General features: G+C 67.8%; 15 protein-coding genes and 1 tRNA gene. 2 read left to right on the top strand and 14 right to left on the bottom strand.

Features of this window, described 5'->3' with window-relative positions; genetic code table 11:
• Window positions 1–9 precede the first annotated feature (9 nt).
• From H1Q64_RS14795 to H1Q64_RS14785, 3 genes are all read right to left on the bottom strand, one after another.
• Window positions 10–96, bottom strand: a tRNA-Leu gene (locus H1Q64_RS14795).
• 257 nt (window positions 97–353) lie between these two features.
• Window positions 354–1,346, bottom strand: coding sequence for an alpha/beta hydrolase (locus H1Q64_RS14790; protein ID WP_237905938.1), 993 nt, complete (start codon window positions 1,344–1,346; stop codon window positions 354–356).
• Between the two features lie 178 nt (window positions 1,347–1,524).
• The gene (locus H1Q64_RS14785) at window positions 1,525–2,949 is read right to left on the bottom strand and encodes an FAD/NAD(P)-binding protein (RefSeq protein WP_237905937.1); all 1,425 of its coding nucleotides are present in this window, start codon (window positions 2,947–2,949) and stop codon (window positions 1,525–1,527) included.
• A 190-nt stretch (window positions 2,950–3,139) separates the two neighbouring features.
• Between H1Q64_RS14785 and H1Q64_RS14780 the strand changes: the two genes are divergently transcribed.
• Complete coding sequence (locus H1Q64_RS14780) at window positions 3,140–4,150, top strand: C-terminal binding protein (protein WP_237905936.1); 1,011 nt, start codon at window positions 3,140–3,142, stop codon at window positions 4,148–4,150.
• A 10-nt stretch (window positions 4,151–4,160) separates the two neighbouring features.
• Here the strand turns inward: H1Q64_RS14780 and H1Q64_RS14775 are convergent, their stop codons facing one another.
• The 7 genes from H1Q64_RS14775 to H1Q64_RS14745 all read right to left on the bottom strand — a co-directional run bounded on the left by H1Q64_RS14775 (window position 4,161) and on the right by H1Q64_RS14745 (window position 11,546).
• Entirely contained in the window at window positions 4,161–5,231 is a 1,071-nt protein-coding gene (locus H1Q64_RS14775) for a malate/lactate/ureidoglycolate dehydrogenase (RefSeq protein ID WP_237905935.1), read from the bottom strand.
• 2 nt (window positions 5,232–5,233) lie between these two features.
• Complete coding sequence (locus tag H1Q64_RS14770; RefSeq protein WP_237905934.1) at window positions 5,234–6,475, bottom strand: threonine synthase; 1,242 nt, start codon at window positions 6,473–6,475, stop codon at window positions 5,234–5,236.
• Between the two features lie 58 nt (window positions 6,476–6,533).
• A complete protein-coding gene (locus tag H1Q64_RS14765) occupies window positions 6,534–7,430 on the bottom strand; it encodes an ABC transporter permease (protein ID WP_237905933.1) in 897 nt (298 codons plus the stop codon).
• Window positions 7,427–8,275: an ABC transporter ATP-binding protein gene (locus tag H1Q64_RS14760; protein ID WP_237905932.1), complete on the bottom strand. Its 849-nt coding sequence runs from the start codon at window positions 8,273–8,275 to the stop codon at window positions 7,427–7,429. The genes H1Q64_RS14765 and H1Q64_RS14760 overlap by 4 nt, the downstream gene beginning before the upstream one ends.
• A 4-nt stretch (window positions 8,276–8,279) precedes the next feature.
• Window positions 8,280–9,302, bottom strand: coding sequence for an ABC transporter substrate-binding protein (locus tag H1Q64_RS14755; RefSeq protein WP_237905931.1), 1,023 nt, complete (start codon window positions 9,300–9,302; stop codon window positions 8,280–8,282).
• Between the two features lie 213 nt (window positions 9,303–9,515).
• Window positions 9,516–10,418 carry a TauD/TfdA dioxygenase family protein gene (locus H1Q64_RS14750; protein WP_237905930.1) on the bottom strand — a complete coding sequence of 301 codons (903 nt, stop codon included), beginning with the start codon at window positions 10,416–10,418 and terminating at the stop codon, window positions 9,516–9,518.
• A 90-nt stretch (window positions 10,419–10,508) separates the two neighbouring features.
• The gene (locus H1Q64_RS14745; RefSeq protein ID WP_237905929.1) at window positions 10,509–11,546 is read right to left on the bottom strand and encodes an ABC transporter substrate-binding protein; all 1,038 of its coding nucleotides are present in this window, start codon (window positions 11,544–11,546) and stop codon (window positions 10,509–10,511) included.
• A 266-nt stretch (window positions 11,547–11,812) separates the two neighbouring features.
• On the opposite strand from H1Q64_RS14745, the gene H1Q64_RS14740 reads away from it, so the two are divergent.
• Window positions 11,813–12,873 (top strand): IS630 family transposase gene (locus H1Q64_RS14740; protein ID WP_237906508.1). Its coding sequence is split into 2 segments (ribosomal slippage): window positions 11,813–12,299 and window positions 12,299–12,873, totalling 1,062 coding nucleotides; the frame shifts between segments, so codons are not numbered across the junction.
• Window positions 12,874–13,058: 185 nt separating this feature from the next.
• Here the strand turns inward: H1Q64_RS14740 and H1Q64_RS14735 are convergent.
• The 4 genes from H1Q64_RS14735 to H1Q64_RS14720 form a co-directional block, all read right to left on the bottom strand.
• Window positions 13,059–13,799 (bottom strand): TlyA family RNA methyltransferase, encoded by a 741-nt coding sequence (locus H1Q64_RS14735; protein ID WP_237905928.1) that lies wholly within the window; start codon window positions 13,797–13,799, stop codon window positions 13,059–13,061.
• 89 nt (window positions 13,800–13,888) lie between these two features.
• Window positions 13,889–14,797: a sensor histidine kinase gene (locus H1Q64_RS14730; RefSeq protein ID WP_237905927.1), complete on the bottom strand. Its 909-nt coding sequence runs from the start codon at window positions 14,795–14,797 to the stop codon at window positions 13,889–13,891.
• A gap of 249 nt (window positions 14,798–15,046) precedes the next feature.
• Window positions 15,047–16,963 (bottom strand): 1-deoxy-D-xylulose-5-phosphate synthase, encoded by a 1,917-nt coding sequence (gene dxs / locus H1Q64_RS14725; RefSeq protein ID WP_237905926.1) that lies wholly within the window; start codon window positions 16,961–16,963, stop codon window positions 15,047–15,049.
• An 18-nt stretch (window positions 16,964–16,981) separates the two neighbouring features.
• Window positions 16,982–17,848 carry a polyprenyl synthetase family protein gene (locus H1Q64_RS14720; protein ID WP_237906507.1) on the bottom strand — a complete coding sequence of 289 codons (867 nt, stop codon included), beginning with the start codon at window positions 17,846–17,848 and terminating at the stop codon, window positions 16,982–16,984.
• Window positions 17,849–17,867 lie beyond the last annotated feature (19 nt).

Genomic DNA, 17,867 nt, shown 5'->3' with positions numbered 1-17,867 from the left:
AAGGAAAGATGGTGCGGTCGAGAAGACTCGAACTTCCACAGCATTTCTGCCACAGCGACCTCAACGCTGCGCGTCTACCAATTCCGCCACGACCGCGACTTCATCATTCGAATGGACTGCGCACAACGGCTCAACCCATTGAATTTCTTTACTTTCCTAAGCCGGACGTTACGCGGCGCCGCGTCGGAATGCAACAACTTTCTCATGTTGAGAGCAACCCGACGACAGGCCGCGTCGGCCCGCACGCGCCCCCTTCCGAGCGCGCCGCGCCCTGTTATCGCATTCCCAGGGGATAAGCAAGCGGCTTGCGTTCACAGCCCGCTCACGGTGCCGCCGGGAAACGCGCAATGGGGTCAGGCGTCCAGATGACGGCGCACCGCATCGGCGGCCTGCAGAACGGCACGGTGGGCCTGATCGACCAGACGGGTCATGGTGGCGAAGGAGTGGGGAAGCCCGTCATGGACGGCGAGGCGATGGGAAACGCCCGCCTCGGCCAGCCGCTCCGCCAGACGGAGGGAGTCGTCGCGCAGGCAGTCGAGATCCGCCGCCAGCAGAAGCAGAGGCGGCAGCCCGCGGAGGTCGGCCAGCAAGGGCGCGGCGCGGGGGTCGTCAGGGGTGGCCGCGCCGCCGAGATACTGCCCCCAGTACCAGCGCATCCGCGCCGTCGTCAGGCCGTACCGCCCATCGCCGAACCGACGGTGCGACACGGTGTCGAAGTCATGCGCGAACATGCCGTAGAACAGCAGCCCGAACGACACCCGCGGCTCCCCCGGCGCACGGGCGGCGAGGGCGAGGCCAAGCGCGAGGTTGGCCCCGGCGGAGTCGCCGCCAACCGCGATCCGGGCCGCGTCGATCCCATGCGCCGCCCCAACGGCGGCAACCCAGCGCAGGGCCGCCAGCGCCTCCTCATGCTGGTGCGGGAAGCGGCGCTCCGGCGCCAGACTGTAGCGCACCGCGCAGACCACGGCGCCGCTGTGCAGGGCGAGCAGCCTCAGCAGCCGGTCATGGGTGTCCACGCTGTTCACGACGAAGCCGCCGCCATGGAAATAGACCACGACGGGCAACCTCGCGGCGCCACGGTCGGCCGGGCGGTAGAGGCGCAACGCCAAAGGGCCGGCGGGACCGGCCGCGGCCACCTCCGTCACATCGATGGCAAGCGGCGCAGGGCCGTTCAGAAAGGCGTGATAACGCTCCGCCGCCGCACGGGCTTCGGCGAGAGGAAGGCTCAAGGGATCGGCGGGAGCGGCGCCGAGACGGGCGGCCGCCTCGTTCATCGCGATGACCTGAGGGTTCAGGCGTTCCGTCGTGGACTGCACGGTTGTGGGCCGCAAGATGGTGTCCGGCATGACATCCTCCTTCTCAACCGAAACGACGGCGGACAGCCGCGCGGACCGGGAGCGGTGTCGGCAACCAGGAAAGCCCCCGACCGCCGGGCGGAAATCAACACTGGGCGCCATGATAGACACTTTAAATCTACCATGTAAATAGGTTTATGTGAGGTTTAATCACATGGGTGCAATGTTTTTATGCGGAAAGGCGTTTCCTCACGTTCCGGCGGACGAGGGCCAACGCAGCGTCGGCGCATTGGCTTCGCAGTTCGGGCACCGCGGTCATCTCCCAGAACGGCGCCCGGCTGACCGGTCCGAGCGCGAAGAGGCGGTCGGTCACCGCCCCACCCTCGCCGATCAATGCCCCCTCCTCGGTAACGTCGAGGCCGAGGCGCAAGGGGTCAGGACGGGCCAGTCCCTGCTGAAGCAAGGCGCACATCAGCGGATGGCGGATGCGCCCGAAGTCGCACTCGGTGCCGGTCGCGTTGACGATGGCGCCCACCGTGCGTGTCCAGAGCGCGTCTTCGGCGCCCCGCGCGCGGACCGTCGCCTCCACCCCCTCGGGGGTCAAGGCCAGAGCCTGAAGGCGCCCGGCCCGGACGGCCAGCCGCCCGTTCTCGCGCAGCGCCTCGATCCTGGCGGCCACCTCCGGCGCCATGCGGTGGCGGTGCACCTCCCAGTATGGCCGGGCGTGACGCAGGAAGCGCTGCCGCTCCTCCAGCGGCAGGTGCTTCCAGATCAGCGGGTGGAAGGGCCGCAGGGAATCGAAGGCGGCGCGCCAATCCAACCCTTCCTCCCGCGCGCGGCGCACATCGGCCTTCAGGGCGATCAGCACGTCCAGCACCGTACCGGGCATCGTCTGGGGATGGACGAAGCTCTTGAAGGGCCGCGTCTCCAGATGGGTGGTGGGCAGCAGACCGCGGCGCGACAGCGCCAGGATCGGCCCACGGTGGCCCTGGTTCTCCAGGGACAGCACCACATCGACCATCGTCAGCCCGGTGCCGAGGATCAGCACCGGCGCGCCCGGATCGATGGCGGCGACGGCCTCGCGGTTCCAGGGATCGCCGACGAAGCGCTCCGACGCGAAGACCTCTGGTGCCGCGATGCGCGGCGGCGAAGGCGGAAAATGCCCGACGCAGAGCACCGCCCGGTCCACCGCGAGGCTGTCCCCGTTGGCGAGCCGCAGACGCACGCCGCTGCCGGCGACGCCGTCCAGCGCCGCATCCACCACCTCCGCCTGCACCGTGTCGAGCGTCACGTGGGCGGGGGCGTCCGCCTGGGCCTCGTGCAGCACGTCCTGGATGTACGCGCCGTAGAGCCGGCGCGACACGAAGGCATGGCCGCTCGGCGGCACGTCGCCGCCGAGGTCCTTCGCCCACAGCCAGCGCAGGAAATGGCGCGGGTCGTCGGGATAGGCGCTCATGTTGTAGGCGCGCACGTTCAACAGATGCGCCGCGCTGTCGGTGGAATAGGCCAGCCCGGTACCCAGCGTGCCGGCGCGCTCGATCAGATGGATGCGCGTCGGCTCCTCCGCCTTGCGCAGAAGGTGGGCCGCCAGGATACTGCCGGTGAAGCCGGCGCCGACGATGGCGATGCTGTGCGCGGTGTCGTGGGACGGCATGCTCGTCGTTCCTCTCCCTGTGTCCAGCACCCCGCGGGGCGCCCCCTAATTGACATCATTAGAGCACCATGAATCCCTATTTAACAAGTTGGCTTTTGCCGTATCTCATGTGCTTTCCTATTCCATGCAGCGCAAATGACTTGTAAAATTTGTTGATTCCCCGCTCGACCATCAGGACCCGGACCGCAGAATGACCATGGGCAAGCGTGCACCCTTCGTCGTCGGAATCACCGACCACATGATCCCCCCGCCCGACCTGGAGGCGGCGGTTCTCGACGGCTGTGCCGAGGTGGATTTCCTCGACACCCGCCGCGAGGAGTATCTGGACCCGGAGCGTCTGGCCCGGCTGGACGCGCTGCTGGTGTGGAGCACCCGCATCGGCCCGGCGACGGTGGCGAAGCTGCCGCGCTGCCGCATCGTCGTGCGATTCGGGGTCGGCTACGACAAGGTCGACGTGGCGGCGCTGGAGGCCGCGGGCATTCCCTTCTGCAACAACCCGGACTATGGGACGGAGGAGGTGGCCGACCACGCCGTCTCCCTGCTGCTCTCCCTGCAGCGCCGGCTGTGGGAACATGATGCCCGCGCCCGCGGCTACAGCACGACGTGGCAGGCCAACACGCTGACGCCGCTGCGGCGGTCCAGCGCGGCGACGGTCGGCGTCGTCGGCGTGGGGCGGATCGGCACGGCGGTGGTGAACCGGCTCAAGCCCTTCGGCTATCGCATCCTCGGCTACGATCCGCAGCAGCCGGCCGGCCACGAGAAGGCGGTCGGCTACCACCGCGTCCGCCGGCTGGACGAGTTGCTGGGCGAATCCGACATCGTGACCTTCCATTGCCCGCTGACGCCGGAGACCCGCGGCCTGATCGACGCGGACTTCCTGGCGAAGCTGAAGCCCGGCGCCCTGCTGGTGAACACGGCGCGCGGCGAGATGTTTGCCGGGCTGGACCCGCTGGAGGCGGCGCTTCGCAGCGGCCACGTCGCCGCCGTGGGGACGGACGTGCTGCCGACCGAACCGCCCGCCCCTCACCCGCTGCTGGACGCGTGGCGCCGCCGGGAATCCTGGCTGGAAGGTCGTCTCGTGGTCACGCCGCACAACGCCTTTCATTCCGACGAGGCGGCGATCGAGATGCGCCGCAACGCCGCCGAAACCGCCCGCCTGTTCCTGGAGGACGGGGTTCTGCGCAACCGCATCCTGCCCTGACCCCACCCGGTCAGGCCCCCAGGAAGGCCGGAACGTCGAGGCCGAGCGCGCCCCCGATCCCGTGTAGGGCGCGCTCGGTGTCGGGATCGAGCGTGATGCCGCGCTCCGCGGCCAACACCCGGCTCCGCCGCTCCGGCCCGCCGGGCACCAGCACGCCGTCACCGCCGGGTACCGGCGGGGTGTCCTGGATGTGGTCCAGCACCGCGTCGGTCAACGCCTGCCAGCCGCCGTTCTCCACGTCGGACACCCGCGCCGGGTCAATCAGGAAGGCCAGCGCGTTGTTCACCACCCGCCCCTGACGGAGGTTGTCCGGCAGGGCCGGCAGCCCGCCGGCCAGCGCCCCGGCGAGGATCTCACAGGCGAGCGCCAGCCCGTAACCCTTATGCCCCCCAAAGGGCAGGATGGCGCCGGTCGGGTCGCGGAACATCACGCCGGGGTCGCGCGTCGGCGCGCCCCGCTCGTCGATCAGTAGGCCGTCGGCGACCTCCTTCCCGGAGGCAGCAGCGACCCGGCACTTGTTGGCCGCCACCGCGCTGGTCGCGAAATCCAGCAGGAAGGGCGGATGGCCCGGCGTGGCCGGGACGGCGATGCAGATTGGGTTGGTGCCCAGCCGCGGCCGCCCGCCGCCATGGGGTGCGGCCAGAGGCCGGCTGACCACATTGACGAAGAAGACCCCGATCAAGCCGGCCGCGATGCACTGCTCGCCGTAGGAGCCGACCCGCCCGATGTGATGAGCGTTGCGTAGGGCGAGCACACAGGCCCCACCGGCCTTGGCCCGCGCGATGGCGAGGTCCGTCGCCTCCCGCGCGATCACCTGCCCATAGCCGACCTCCCCGTCCACCACCAGGAACGGCGCCTCGTCGCGGACGACGCGGGCGTGCCGGTTCGGTTGCAGGTGGCCCAGTTCCAGGCTCTTCGCGTAGACGGCGATCTGGCACACGCCGTGGCTGGCATGGCCGGTAGCGTCGGAGTCCACGAGGTTGGCGGCGACGATGGCCGCCTCCTCCGGGCTGCTGCCGGACCGTTGCAGGATGGCGTCCAGAAGGGCCACCAGACGGTCCGCGGCGTAGGGTCCTCCCATCCTCAGAACACCGAATAGTCGATGGGCTGGTGGCGGTCGAGCGTCCGGTGGACGGGCGGCAGCGGGTACTTCAGCCCGGTCGCGCAGTTGAACAGCACGGCGCGCTCGTCGCGGCCCACCCGCCCGTCGGCCAGCGCCTGCTTGTAGGCGGCGTAGGTGGCGGCGCCCTCCGGGCACAGCAGGAATCCCTCCTCCCGCGCCGCCTCGTCCAGGGCCGCCTGGATGGCCTCGTCCGGCACGGCGACGGCAAAGCCGCCGCTCTCCCGCACCGCACGCAGGATCAGGAAGTCGCCGACCGCCTGCGGCACGCGGATGCCGGACGCGATGGTGTGGGCGTCCTGCCAGCGCGGCGCGTGCTCCTCCCCCGCCTCGTACGCGCGGACCATCGGGGCGCAGCCGGCGGCCTGCACCGCGACCATGCGCGGGCGCTTGGACCCGATGAAGCCGATGGCCTCCAGCTCCGCAAAAGCCTTCCACATGCCGATCAGCCCGGTGCCGCCGCCGGTTGGGTAGAAGATGACGTCCGGTACCTCCCAGCCGAGCTGCTCGGCCAGTTCCAGCCCCATGGTCTTCTTGCCCTCGATCCGGTAGGGCTCCTTCAGGGTGGAGACGTCGAACCAGCCGGCCTTAGCCTTGCCCTCTCCCACGATCTTGCCGCAGTCGTCGATCAGCCCGTTGACGCGGTAGACGGTGGCGCCCTGGAGTTCGATCTCCGAGACGTTGACCTCCGGCGTGTCCTCCGGGCAGAAGATGGTCGTTCTGATGCCCGCCCGTGTCGCGTAGGCGGCCAGCGCCGCGCCCGCGTTGCCGTTGGTCGGCATGGCCATGTGCTCGATGCCGAAGGCCTTCGCCATCGACACCGCCATGACCAGTCCGCGCGCCTTGAAGGAGCCGGTGGGCAGCCGCCCCTCGTCCTTCACCAGCAGTTCCGCCGCCCCCAGCTTGGCGGCGAGCTTGGGCAGCGCGACCAGCGGGGTCACCGCCTCGCCCAGGGTGACGATGTCCTGCACCCGGCGCACAGGCAGCAGCTCGCGGTAGCGCCACAGATCCTGCGGGCGTTCGGCCAGCGCGTCCTTGGTCAGCGCGCCGCGCACCCCCTCCAGGTCGTAGCGGACGAGCAGCGGCTTACCGGCCTTGGACAGGTTGTGGACGGTGTCGGCCTCGTACCGCTCCCCGGTGTAGGCGCATTCCAGATGCGTGACGAAGGTCGGGCGCTCGGTGGTCAGGTTGCTGTCGAAAGGCACGGATGGATTTCCTTGCTCAAGAATCCCCTCTCCCGCCCCAGGAGAGGGGTTTTGGTTGCTAGCGGACCATGCCCCACTTGCGGACGGTGTGGGTCTCGATCCAGCGGAAGACGACGTTCTCGACGACGAGGCCGATCAGGATGACGGTGACGAGCCCGGCGAACACCTTGTCGATGTACAGCTCGTTGCGGTTCTGGAAGATGAACCAGCCCAGCCCGCCCTTGCCCGACGACACGCCGAACACCAGCTCCGCCGCGATCAGCGTGCGCCAGGCAAAGGCCCAGCCGACCTTCAACCCGGTCAGGATAGCCGGAAAGGCCGCCGGAATCAGCATGGTGACGACGTAGCGGATGCCGCTCAGCCCGTAATTCCGCCCGGCCATGCGCAGCGTTTCCGACACCGAGGTGAAGCCGGCGTGGGTGTTCAGCGCCAGAGGCCACAGCACGGCGTGGACCAGAACGAAGGTCAGGCTGACCGCGCCCAGCCCGAACCACAGCATGGCGATGGGCAGCAGCGCGATGGCCGGCAAGGGGTTGAACATGGAGGTCAGCGTGGACAGCACGTCGTTGCCGATGCGCGTGGACACCGCGAAGCTGGTCAACAGAATGGCCAGCACCACGGCGATGGCGTAGCCCTTCAGAAGCACCGACAGCGACACCCAGGCCATCGACAGCAGGTTCTCCCGCCAGACCGCCTCCCACAGCGCCGCGACGGTGGCGGTGAAGGTGGGAAACATCAGCGGGTTGTTCTGCCACGTCGCGGCGATCTGCCAGATCAGCGCCACCGCGGCCAGCACCGCGAAGCGGCGGAGCGCGGTGATGTTGCCGATCCGCTCCCACAGGGACAGCGGGCGGGCCACGTCGCCGATGGGGCCGGTGGTGGCGACCGTCCGCTCATACTCCGGGCGGACGGGCGGCACGCGGCGGCCTTGCGGGGCCAGGGACAGGCCGGTCATGACGACAGCCCCCTCACCGTTTCCACCTCGTCGGCGAACAGCATGGTGTGGATGCGCTGGGCGGTGTCCTGGAACGCCGGGCTGCCGACCGCGAAGTGATCGTAGCCGTCGCAGTTCAGCTCCGCCTTCACCTGTCCGGGGTGCGGCGAGAGCACGAGGATGCGGGAGCCGACGACCAAAGCCTCCTCGATGGAATGGGTGACGAACAGAACGGTGAAGCGCAGATCGTCCCAGAGCTGGAGCAGCTCCTCCTGCATCTTGCGGCGAGTCAATGCGTCCAGCGCCGCGAAGGGCTCGTCCATCAGCAGGATGTCCGGCTCCATCGCCATGGCGCGGGCGATGGCGACGCGCTGCTTCATCCCGCCCGACAGCATGTGCGGATGCACGTCGGCGAACTTGGACAGGTTCACCCGCGCGATGCAGTCCAGCGCCTTCTCCTCGGCCTCCCGACGGGACGCCTTGCCGCTGGCGAGCAGCGGGAACATGACGTTCTGCTTCACCGTCTTCCAGGGCGGAAGCTGGTCGAACTCCTGGAACACCATCATGCGGTCCGGCCCCGGCCCGGTCACCGCGCGCCCGTTCAGACGAATGGCCCCCTCCACCGGTGCCAGGAAGCCGCCCACCGCCTTCAGCAGCGAGGACTTGCCGCAACCGGACGGCCCAAGCAGGACATAGCGTTCCGCCTGGAACACCTGGAAATCGACGCGGTAGGTCGCGGTCACCAGATGGCGGCGCGTCTTGTACTGGAGCGTCACGCCGGACACATCCAGCAGCGGGCGTTCGGACACGCCGGCGCTGCCCACGCTGTCGGTGTCCACGCTGGCGGGATAGGTGAAGGCGTTCATCGGCTCAGCTCCCGGTTTCGCCGTGCAGGTCTTCGAAGAACAGGTCCTTCCAGGAGGCCGGCTTGTTCTTCATGGCGCCGACCTTGTGCATGAAGTCGGCGAAAGCCCCGACGCGGGCGGGGGCGACGGTGAACTGGTTGTCCGGGTCGTCGAGGATGCTGACGACGAAGGCCTTGTCGAGGTCGCCCCGGTTCTGCGCCAGATAGATGTCCGCCGCCGCGGAATGGTCGGCGTTGATGACTTCCATCGCTTCCTTCAGCGCGCCGAGGAAGGCCTGATAGGTCTTGGGATTCTTGGTCCGGAACACTTCCTTCGCCCAGATCAGGTTGAAGGTGTGCGGCCCGCCCAGCACGTCGTAGGAGCTGAAGACCTTGTGGATCTTCGGATCGCGCAGCTGCTGGTACTGGAACGGCGGACCGGAGATGTGGCCGGTGATCTCCGACGAGCCGGACAGCAGGGCGGCGGTGGCGTCGGGGTGCGGCAGCGAGACGGTCAGCTTGTCGAGCGCGTCGAACTTGCCTTCTCCGAACTCCTTCTCCACGGCCATCTGGAGCACGCGAGCCTGGACGCCGACCTTCACCGCCGGCAGGGCGATCTTGTCCTTGTCGGTGAAGTCCTTGAGCGTCTTGACGGTCTGGTTGGTGGTGGTCAGGAACAGCGGCATGCTGTTCAGGGCGGCGATGGCCTTGACGTTGGCGTTGCCCTTGGTGCGGTCCCAGATGGTCAGCAGCGGGCCGACGCCCGCCGACCCCAGATCGATGGAATCCGACAGCAGCGCGTCGTTCATCGCCGCCCCGCCGGAGAGCTGCACCCACTCCACATTGATGTCGAGCCCCAGCTCCTTGCCGTGTTTCTCGATCAGCTTCTGGTGGCGCAGCACATGAAGCGGCAGATAGCCCAGCCCATACTGTTCGGCGATCCGTATCCGGCCTTCCGCCGCCGCCGGACCGGCCAGCGCTGCGGCGGCAAGCCCCAGCCCGGCCAAGGCGCAGAGCGCGTGGCGGATGACACGTCCAGGGTTGACCATACGAACCTCCGATAAATTTTACCTAATCTCTAGTAGGAAAATGACATCATGATTCCACGAATGATTCAACAGGGAAAATCGCCTTTAAATACATGCATAATGTGTTATTTATAGACAAAAGAAGATCGCGGAGCCGGCACGCCAGCCTGCCGGCTCCGCGACGCTTCGGACCGGCACGAGGGGCGTGGACCCCCGCGCCGCACCCGGATGACGTCAGGCGGCGAGGCTCGGCTTGCGGCCAAGCACGCGGGTCACGCTGGGACGGCCATCGACGCCGACCACCACATCGCCGGCAACCGTCGTGCGGCGGACGACGCGGGGACGGTCGCCGTAATCGTCGACGGCGCGGTGGATGGTGGCACGGTTGTCCCAGATCGCCACGTCGCCCGGCGACCAGTGCCAGCGCACTGTGTTTTCCGGACGGGTGGCGTGGTCGGTGAAGATACCGATCAGCCGGTTGGAATCGGAGGTGCCGAAGCCGACCAGCCGTTGCAGGAAATGCCCGACCAGCAGCGTGCGCTCACCGGTGACCGGATGCACGGAGACCAGCGGATGCTCCGTCTCGTAGACGGTGGAGGTGAAGACCTCGTTGAAGCGCTTCAGCCCGTCCTCGCGGATGTTTCCGCGGTCGCCCACGTAATCGTACTGGTTGGTGTGGATCGCCCGCAGCTTGTCGGCCAGTTCGCGCAACGGCTCCGGCAGTTCGGCGTAGGCAGCCACCGTGTTGCCCCACAGTGTGTCGCCGCCGCGGTCCGGCAGTTCATGCGGGCGCAGGATGGTGATGCTGGGATAGTCGCCGAGGAAGGTGATGTCGGCGTGCCAGGAGCTGGCGCGCTCCCCGCGGGAGCCGTCCACGTCCAGGATGCCTTCGGTCCCACCGAGCGACGGGACAGTCGGATGGCCGACCAGGCTGCCCCACAGCCGACCAAACGCCTCCTGCTGGGCATCGTCAATGTGGTGCTGGTCGCGGACGAAGATCACCTTGTACTCGTGGACGGCGTCCTGGATCGCCTTCAGCACCGCCGGGTGCAGATCGCCGGACAGGGTGACGCCGCGCAGTTCGGCGCCGATGTTGCCGTTGATGGGCTTGATGTCGAACGCGTCGGGAAGGCTCATCGGAGTGTCTCCATTATCAAGTAAGGAATGACGGGAAAACGGTAAACGGGAAAACGGCGAGCGATCGGCAAGTAAAAGGCCGGCGTCAGGTCAGCTCCCTGCTTCGCCATGCAGGATCGGGAAGGTGTAGTCCTTCCATGAGTTCGGCTTGGTCTTGATCGAACCGACGCGGTGCATGAAATCGGCGATCACGCCGGTGTTGTGCGGAACCTGGGAATAGCTGATGTCCGGGTTGTCGAGCAGCGCCACCACCTCGTCCTGGGTCAGCTTGCTGCGCTCCTCCGCCAAATAGATGCGGGCAGCCTCGGCCTTGTCGTGCTTGATCAGGGCGAAGCCGTCATCCAGCGCCTTCACCACGGCGGCGGTGAGCTTCGGGTTCTCGTCGTAGAATTTCTGCGTGGCGTAAGACAGCACCAGCGTCGCTTCGCCGATCACGTCGCGCGAGTTCAGGATGCGGTGGACGTTCGGGTGGGCGAGCTGCTGCGACCCGTAGGTCGGGGTGGTGATGTGGCCGGTGATTTCCGTCTTGCCGGAAACCAGCGCCGCGGTGGCGTCCGGCGGGCTCAGCGTCGTGGTCAGCGGCTCGAAGTCATACTGGTGACCCGGCCCGAACTCCTTCTCCGCGGCGATCTGGAGAATGACCGAATTGATGGAGACCTTCACCGCCGGCACCGCGATGCGGTCCTTGTCGGTCAGGTCGCGGATGCTGCGGATGTTCGGGTTGTTGCTGTTGAGCCAGTAGGCCGAGGAGTCCAGCCCCGAGATGGCCTTCACGCCGATACCGCCGCGCGTCTTATCCCAGACGGTCAGCAGCGGCGCAATGCCGGCGGAGACGATATGGGCGTTGCCGCTCAGCAGCGCGTCGTTGGCGGCGACCCCGCCGTTCAACACCAGCCAGTTGACCTTGAGCGGCCCGATCCCCTGCTCCTCGGCGTGTTTTTCGATCAGCCCTTGGTTCTTGGCGATCATCAGCGGCAGGTAGCCCAGCCCGTACTGGATGGCGATGGTCAGGTCCATCGCCTCGGCCCGCGCGCCACCGGAGGAAAGGAGGGCCACGCCCGCCGCCAGAGTCATGCCGAGAAAAGCCCGTCTTGCGGTGGCCCCGACCCGCTTCACGCCCGCTGTCATCGAAGCCTCCCGAAATGGCGTCACCAAGGTTGATTTGCACCTCGATCACACCAATCCAGCGTCGTCCTGTCAAATAAAATCTACCTAATTAATAGATTTTTAAATCCAAAAATTACATGTTCACAATGTTGTTTAAGCCGCCAGAGTTTGTCACGGCCTCGCTCTCACAAGGTAATACCAAGTCCTGTGGAGTACGCCTCATGCGGTGATTCCCGGAGGAGCGTGCCGCGTGATTCACCGGAGAGACCATGGCGACGAGGTCCACGATGGCCGCTCCGGTTCCGCTACGCAGCGATTACGATGCCGCCGCTCTGCGTCGGCTTGCCCGTGCCTCTCACGATCCCGGCCGAGTCCGTCGGCTGCTCGCCCTGGCGACGATCTACGACGGAGAACCGCGCTTGGCCGCGGCGCAGATCGGCGGGGTCGGCTTGCAGACGGTGCGCGACTGGGTGCTGCGTTTCAATGACGCGGGACCGGCGGGCTTGCTGACCGGCAAGGCGCCGGGCCCGCAGCCGCGTTTGGCCGACCATCACCGGGCGGCCCTGTGCCAGGTCGTCGAGGATGGACCGATCCCGGCGGTGCATGGGGTCGTACGTCGGCGGATTGCCGACCTGCGGCACTGGCTCTGGAACGAGTTCCGTGTAACCGTCTCCAAGCAGACGCTGAGCCGGGAACTGCGCGCTCTGGGTTTGAGCAAGCTGTCGGCCCGCCCCCGCCACCACGCCGAGGATCCCGGCGCCGCCGAGGCGTTCAAAAAAACTTTCCCGCCCTGCTGGCGCAGATCGCCGCGCACGAGGCCGCCGGCAAGCCCATGGAGGTCTGGTGGCAGGACGAAGCCCGCATCGGCCAGAAGAACAAAATCACCCGCCGCTGGGCACGCCGGGGCACCCGACCGGCGGCCCAGCACGATCAGCGCACGCGCTCGGCCTATCTGTTCGGCGCGATCTGCCCGGCCCAGGGCAAAGGCGCGGCCCTGGTGCTGCCGCGCTGCACGAGCGAGGCGATGGCGCTGCACCTGGAGGAGATCGCCCGCGCCGTGGCGCCCGGGGCCCATGCCGTCGTCCTGCTCGATCAGGCCGGCTGGCACACCTCGGCCAAACTGCCGGTCCCCGGCAACTTCACCCTGCTGCCGGTGCCGCCGAAATCGCCCGAGCTGAACCCGGTGGAGAACATCTGGCAGTACATGCGCGACAGCTGGCTCTCCAACCGGATCTTCACCTCCTACCAGGACATCCTCGATCACTGCTGCTTCGCCTGGAACGCCCTCGTCGAGCAGCCCTGGACCATCATGTCCATCGGACTGCGCGACTGGGCTCATCGGTCATGATCCGTGAGTCGTGGTATTACTCGCAGAAAGTACATCATGTTTCACAAGGGAAACTGCGCATAGGATGCTGTTTTACAGCCGCCCAGCATCCTGGTCGGTGATCTTGGCGCGCGGTTGTGGCGGACCAATTTATGGTTCCGCGGAGTGCGGTTTATGGGTGCTCTCGTAACACTTTACGGTTCCATTCAGAAGACCTTTACCGCCCCGATCAGAAACTCCTTGTTTCCTTCGGGGCCGGTGATCGGGCTTTCGGTGATGTCCAGCACGCGCCAACCCGGCAGGGCATCGAGCCACCCGCGGATGCGGTCGCAGACCTCCTGGTGCAGTTCGGGTTCGCGCACCACCCCACCCTTGCCGACACGGCCCTTGCCGACCTCGAACTGCGGCTTGATGAGCGCGACGAGCCGCCCGCCCGGCACGACCAGAGCGAGGGCGGCGGGAAGCACCATCTCCAGTCCGATGAAGCTGGCGTCGCACACCACCATGTCCACCGGATCGGGAATCTCGGCACTGGTCAGGTGGCGGGCGTTGGTCTTCTCCAGAACCACGACGCGCGGGTCGTTGCGCAGCTTCCAGGCCAACTGCCCGTGCCCGACGTCCACCGCATAGACCTTGGCGGCGCCACGGGTCAGGAGCACGTCGGTGAAGCCGCCGGTCGAGGCGCCCACGTCCACGGCGGTCAGGCCGGCGGGGTCGAAACCGAAGACGTCCAGCCCCTTGACCAGTTTCAGCCCGCCGCGCGACACCCAGGGATGGTCCTGCCCCTTTACGGACAGCGGAGCGTCCTCGGCGATCGTGTCGCCCGCCTTGTCGATGCGCTTGGTGTCGGAGTAAACCAGCCCGGCCAGGATCAACGCCTGCGCCTTGGCGCGGCTTTCGGCCAGCCCACGCTCCACCAGCGCCACATCCGCACGCACCCGCGCCATCTCAGAACTCCCCCGTCGACGAGGCTGGATGCATGGCGCAGGATGCGGCGTTCGGCAAGGGGCGATGAGCCGTCACAGGTGACGGAGGATCAGAAAGGCAGATCCAGGACGAAGCGCGTGCCGGGAGCGTTCGGCTCCGCGCGCAGCTTGCCCTTCAACTGGCCGGCGAAGGCCCGCGCCACCTTCATGCCCAGCGAGTCGGCGCGCGCAACCTCGAAGCCCGGCGGCAGGCCGCGCCCATGGTCGGCGACGGTCAGGCGGCGACCACCCTCGTCACGCGGCACGAGGCTGACCTCAATGTCTCCCGGGCTGCCCGCCGCATAAGCGTATTTGGTGGCGTTGCCGACCAGTTCGTTGAGGATGAGGGCGAGCGGGATCACCGAATCCACGGGCAGCATCGCCTGTTCCACGGTCACGGCGATACGCCGTTCCGGCCCGCCCACCGCAAAGTGGCTCTCCATCTCCCGGCAGGCGTCTCTCAGATAGGCCCCGAAATCGACGAGGCTGCCGCGGGCGGCGGCATGGACACGCTGGTGCGCCTGGGTCACCGTGCCGATGCGGCTGCACGCCTCCTGGAAGGCGCGGCGCATGTCCGGATCCTTGGCCGACAGGGTCTGGAGCGTCAACAGGCTGGACACCAGCTGGAGCGTGTTTTTGACCCGGTGGCTGACCTCCCGCGCATGGTGATGGGCGGTCTCGGTCGATTCGGACTCGGCGGGACGCAGGGTGACCAGAAGCGACGGGCCGCCATCAAGCGCGGCCACCGTCAGGTCCCAGGACACCTCCTCCGGCCCGGTGATCCGCAGGCGGGCGCTCTCGCCATTGCGCAGCGCCTCGGCCAAGCGCTCGTCGGAAGCTTCCGGAAAACGGTCGGCCAGGGCATGCCCCGCTTCCAAACCCAGGGCGCGCATGACGGCGTTGGCGTAAAGACAACGGAAGGATGTTCCGTCGACAACGGCGGTGGGCGTCGGAGACGACTCAACGATGGACCGGAACATCCCCGGACCATCCTGAGGCGAAGCGCCCTTCTCGTCGGATGCGCGCCCTGCACCCGCTGCAAACACCTGAGGCATGTTCGACAACACCCAGTCCCGCCGGATACGTTAATTATCTATTGTTTTCGAATTGTAAGACAGCGGTCCCAGCCGCACCAGAAAAAGCGCCCCGCGCGACCTTAGGCTAATGGCATTAGCCCCTTCGTCCAGGCCCCACATTCGGGGTCGAGCGGCAGCGCTTTCCGTCCGGCGTCAGGCCCGCACCGCCGCCGCTTCGATCCCCAGCGCCTGCAGCGCCATGGCGACGATGTGACGGGCGGCGAGGCCGGCCTCCTCATACTGCTTGGCCGGGCTGTCATGGTCGAGGAAGCGGTCGGGCAGGACCATCGGGCGGATCTTCAACCCGCCATCCAGAAGTCCGGCCATCGCCAGATGCTGCAGGACGAAGCTGCCGAAGCCGCCGACCGAGCCCTCCTCGATGGTGATCAGCACCTCGTGCTCCAGCGCCAGACGGCGCACCAGCTCCTCGTCCAGCGGCTTGGCGAAGCGCGCGTCGGCCACCGTCGTCGACAGCCCGCGCGCGCCCAGCTCCGCCGCCGCCTTGCGCGCCTCGGCCAGGCGCGTGCCGTAGCTGAGGATCGCCACCTTGGTGCCTTCCTGAAGGATGCGGCCCTTGCCGATGGGCAGCACCTCGCCGCGCTCCGGCAGCTCCAGCCCCACCCCCTCGCCGCGCGGGTAGCGCAGCGCCGAGGCGCGGTCGTCGATGGCGGCGCTGGTCGCCACCATGTGCATCAGCTCCAGCTCGTCCGCCGCCGCCATCAGCACGATGTCGGGCAGGCAGCCCAGATAGGCGACGTCGAAGGCCCCGGCGTGGGTCGCCCCGTCCGCCCCGACCAGACCGGCGCGGTCGAGCGCGAAGCGCACCGGCAGGCGCTGCAGCACCACGTCGTGCACCACCTGGTCGTAGGCGCGCTGCAGGAAGGTCGAGTAGATGGCGCAGAAGGGCTTGAAGCCCTCGGTCGCCAGCCCGGCGGCGAAGGTCACGGCGTGCTGCTCGGCGATGCCGACGTCGAAGCAGCGGTCGGGGAAGCGTTGGCCGAACAGGTCGAGCCCGGTGCCCGACGGCATGGCCGCGGTGATGGCGAGGACGCCGGGGTCGCGCTCGGCCTCGGCGATCAGGGCGTTGGCGAAGACGCGGGTGTAGGTCGGGGCGTTGGACTTGGGCTTGGACTGGGCGCCGGTGACGACGTCGAACTTGGCGACCGCGTGCAGCTTGTCGGCCGAGGCCTCGGCGGGGCCGTAGCCCTTGCCCTTCTTGGTGACGACGTGGATCAGGACGGGCTTGTCGTCGCCGGCGTCGCGCACATTCTGCAGCACCGGCAGCAGATGGTCCAGATTGTGCCCGTCGATCGGGCCGATGTAGTAGAAGCCCATCTCCTCGAACAGCGTGCCGCCGGTGACCATGCCGCGGGCGTACTCCTCCGCCCGCCGCGCCGCCGTGCGCAGAGGACGCGGCAGCTGCTCCGCGATGTCCTTGGCCAGATGGCGCAGGCTGAGATAGGGCTTCGACGAGATCAGCCGCGACAGGTACGCGCTCATCGCGCCGACCGGCGGAGCGATGGACATGTCGTTGTCGTTCAGGATGACGATCAGCTTGCTGTTCGCCGACCCGGCGTTGTTCATCGCCTCGTAGGCCATGCCGGCGCTCATCGCGCCGTCGCCGATCACGGCGATCACATGGTTGTCGCGGCCCAGCTGGTCGCGCGCCACCGCCATGCCCAGCCCCGCGGAGATGGAGGTGGAGCTGTGACCGGCGCCGAACGGGTCGTACTCGCTCTCCGACCGGTTGGTAAAGCCCGACAGCCCGCCGCCGGTGCGCAGGGTGCGGATGCGGTCGCGGCGCCCGGTCAGGATCTTGTGCGGGTAACATTGATGCCCGACGTCCCAGATCAGCCGGTCATCCGGGGTCTGGAACACGTAATGCAGGGCGACGGTCAGTTCGACGACCCCCAGCCCGGCGCCCAGATGACCACCGGTCACCGACACCGCGCTGATGGTTTCCGTCCGCAGCTCGTCGGCCACCTGCCGGAGCTGTTCGGGTTTGAGCGCGCGCAGGTCGGCGGGGGTGTGGACGAGGTCGAGAAGCGGCGTCTTGTCGTTGAGGGTCACGTTCGAAACGTCCTCCGTTCAGGTCCGCCGCGCGACGACGAAGTCGGCGACCGCTTTGAGGATATCGGCGCGCCCGTCGAAGATCTCCAGGTGCGCCTTGGCCTGGACGGCCAGCATCGCGGCCTGCGAGCGGGCGCGGTCCTGCCCGAGGATGGACACGAAGGTGGATTTTCCGGCCTCCGCGTCGCGACCGACCGATTTGCCGGTCTCCGCTTCCGTCCCCTCGATGTCCAGCAGATCGTCGACGATCTGGAAGGCCAGCCCGAGGTCATGGGCGTAGGCGCGCAGCGCGAGGCGCTGCGGCGGCGGGGCCTTGCCCAGGATGCCGCCGGCCTCGCAGGAGAAGGCGATCATGTCGCCGGTCTTCATGCGCTGGAGCCGCGTCGTCGTGCCGAGGTCGAAGGTCTCATGCTCGGCGATCAGGTCGAGCATTTGGCCGCCGACCATGCCGTGCGGCCCGGCCGCCTTGGCCAGCGCCGCCACGAGCTGGCAGCGCACGTTCGGGTCCTCGTGGGTCGCCGGCTCGGCCAGCACCTCGAAGGCGTAGGTCAGCAGCCCGTCGCCGGCCAGAATGGCGGTCGCCTCGTCGAACTTGCGGTGCACGGTCGGCTGGCCGCGGCGCAGGTCGCCGTCGTCCATCGCCGGCAGGTCGTCGTGGACCAGCGAATAGCTGTGGACGAACTCCACCGCCACGGCGACGCGCAGCGCGCAATCCGGATTGACGCCGAACAGGGCGGCGGACTGGCACACCAGGAAGGGGCGCAGCCGCTTGCCACCGTTCAGGCAGCCGTAACGCATCGCCTCCAGCACACGCGATTCGGGGAGGTCGGTGGTCGGCAGGAGATGCAGGATCGCACGCTCCACATCCGCCGCCATGTCGGCCATGGCTGTCTTAAGGTCGGTC

It is taken from the genome of Azospirillum brasilense (genome assembly GCF_022023855.1).
Taxonomy (GTDB): domain Bacteria; phylum Pseudomonadota; class Alphaproteobacteria; order Azospirillales; family Azospirillaceae; genus Azospirillum; species Azospirillum brasilense_F.
The sequence above is the reverse complement of the archived record's forward strand: the minus strand, read 5'-3'. Positions and strand labels throughout refer to the sequence as shown.

Coding starts and splice junctions, on each gene's coding strand:
- H1Q64_RS14775 (WP_237905935.1), bottom strand. CDS start 5,231: ATGGGAGGACCCTACGCCGCGGACCGTCTGGTGGCCCTTCTGGACGCC.
- H1Q64_RS14745 (WP_237905929.1), bottom strand. CDS start 11,546: ATGACAGCGGGCGTGAAGCGGGTCGGGGCCACCGCAAGACGGGCTTTT.
- H1Q64_RS14750 (WP_237905930.1), bottom strand. CDS start 10,418: ATGAGCCTTCCCGACGCGTTCGACATCAAGCCCATCAACGGCAACATC.
- H1Q64_RS14760 (WP_237905932.1), bottom strand. CDS start 8,275: ATGAACGCCTTCACCTATCCCGCCAGCGTGGACACCGACAGCGTGGGC.
- H1Q64_RS14790 (WP_237905938.1), bottom strand. CDS start 1,346: ATGCCGGACACCATCTTGCGGCCCACAACCGTGCAGTCCACGACGGAA.
- H1Q64_RS14720 (WP_237906507.1), bottom strand. CDS start 17,848: ATGGCCGACATGGCGGCGGATGTGGAGCGTGCGATCCTGCATCTCCTG.
- H1Q64_RS14730 (WP_237905927.1), bottom strand. CDS start 14,797: ATGTTCCGGTCCATCGTTGAGTCGTCTCCGACGCCCACCGCCGTTGTC.
- H1Q64_RS14735 (WP_237905928.1), bottom strand. CDS start 13,799: ATGGCGCGGGTGCGTGCGGATGTGGCGCTGGTGGAGCGTGGGCTGGCC.
- H1Q64_RS14755 (WP_237905931.1), bottom strand. CDS start 9,302: ATGGTCAACCCTGGACGTGTCATCCGCCACGCGCTCTGCGCCTTGGCC.
- H1Q64_RS14765 (WP_237905933.1), bottom strand. CDS start 7,430: ATGACCGGCCTGTCCCTGGCCCCGCAAGGCCGCCGCGTGCCGCCCGTC.
- H1Q64_RS14785 (WP_237905937.1), bottom strand. CDS start 2,949: ATGCCGTCCCACGACACCGCGCACAGCATCGCCATCGTCGGCGCCGGC.
- H1Q64_RS14780 (WP_237905936.1), top strand. CDS start 3,140: ATGACCATGGGCAAGCGTGCACCCTTCGTCGTCGGAATCACCGACCAC.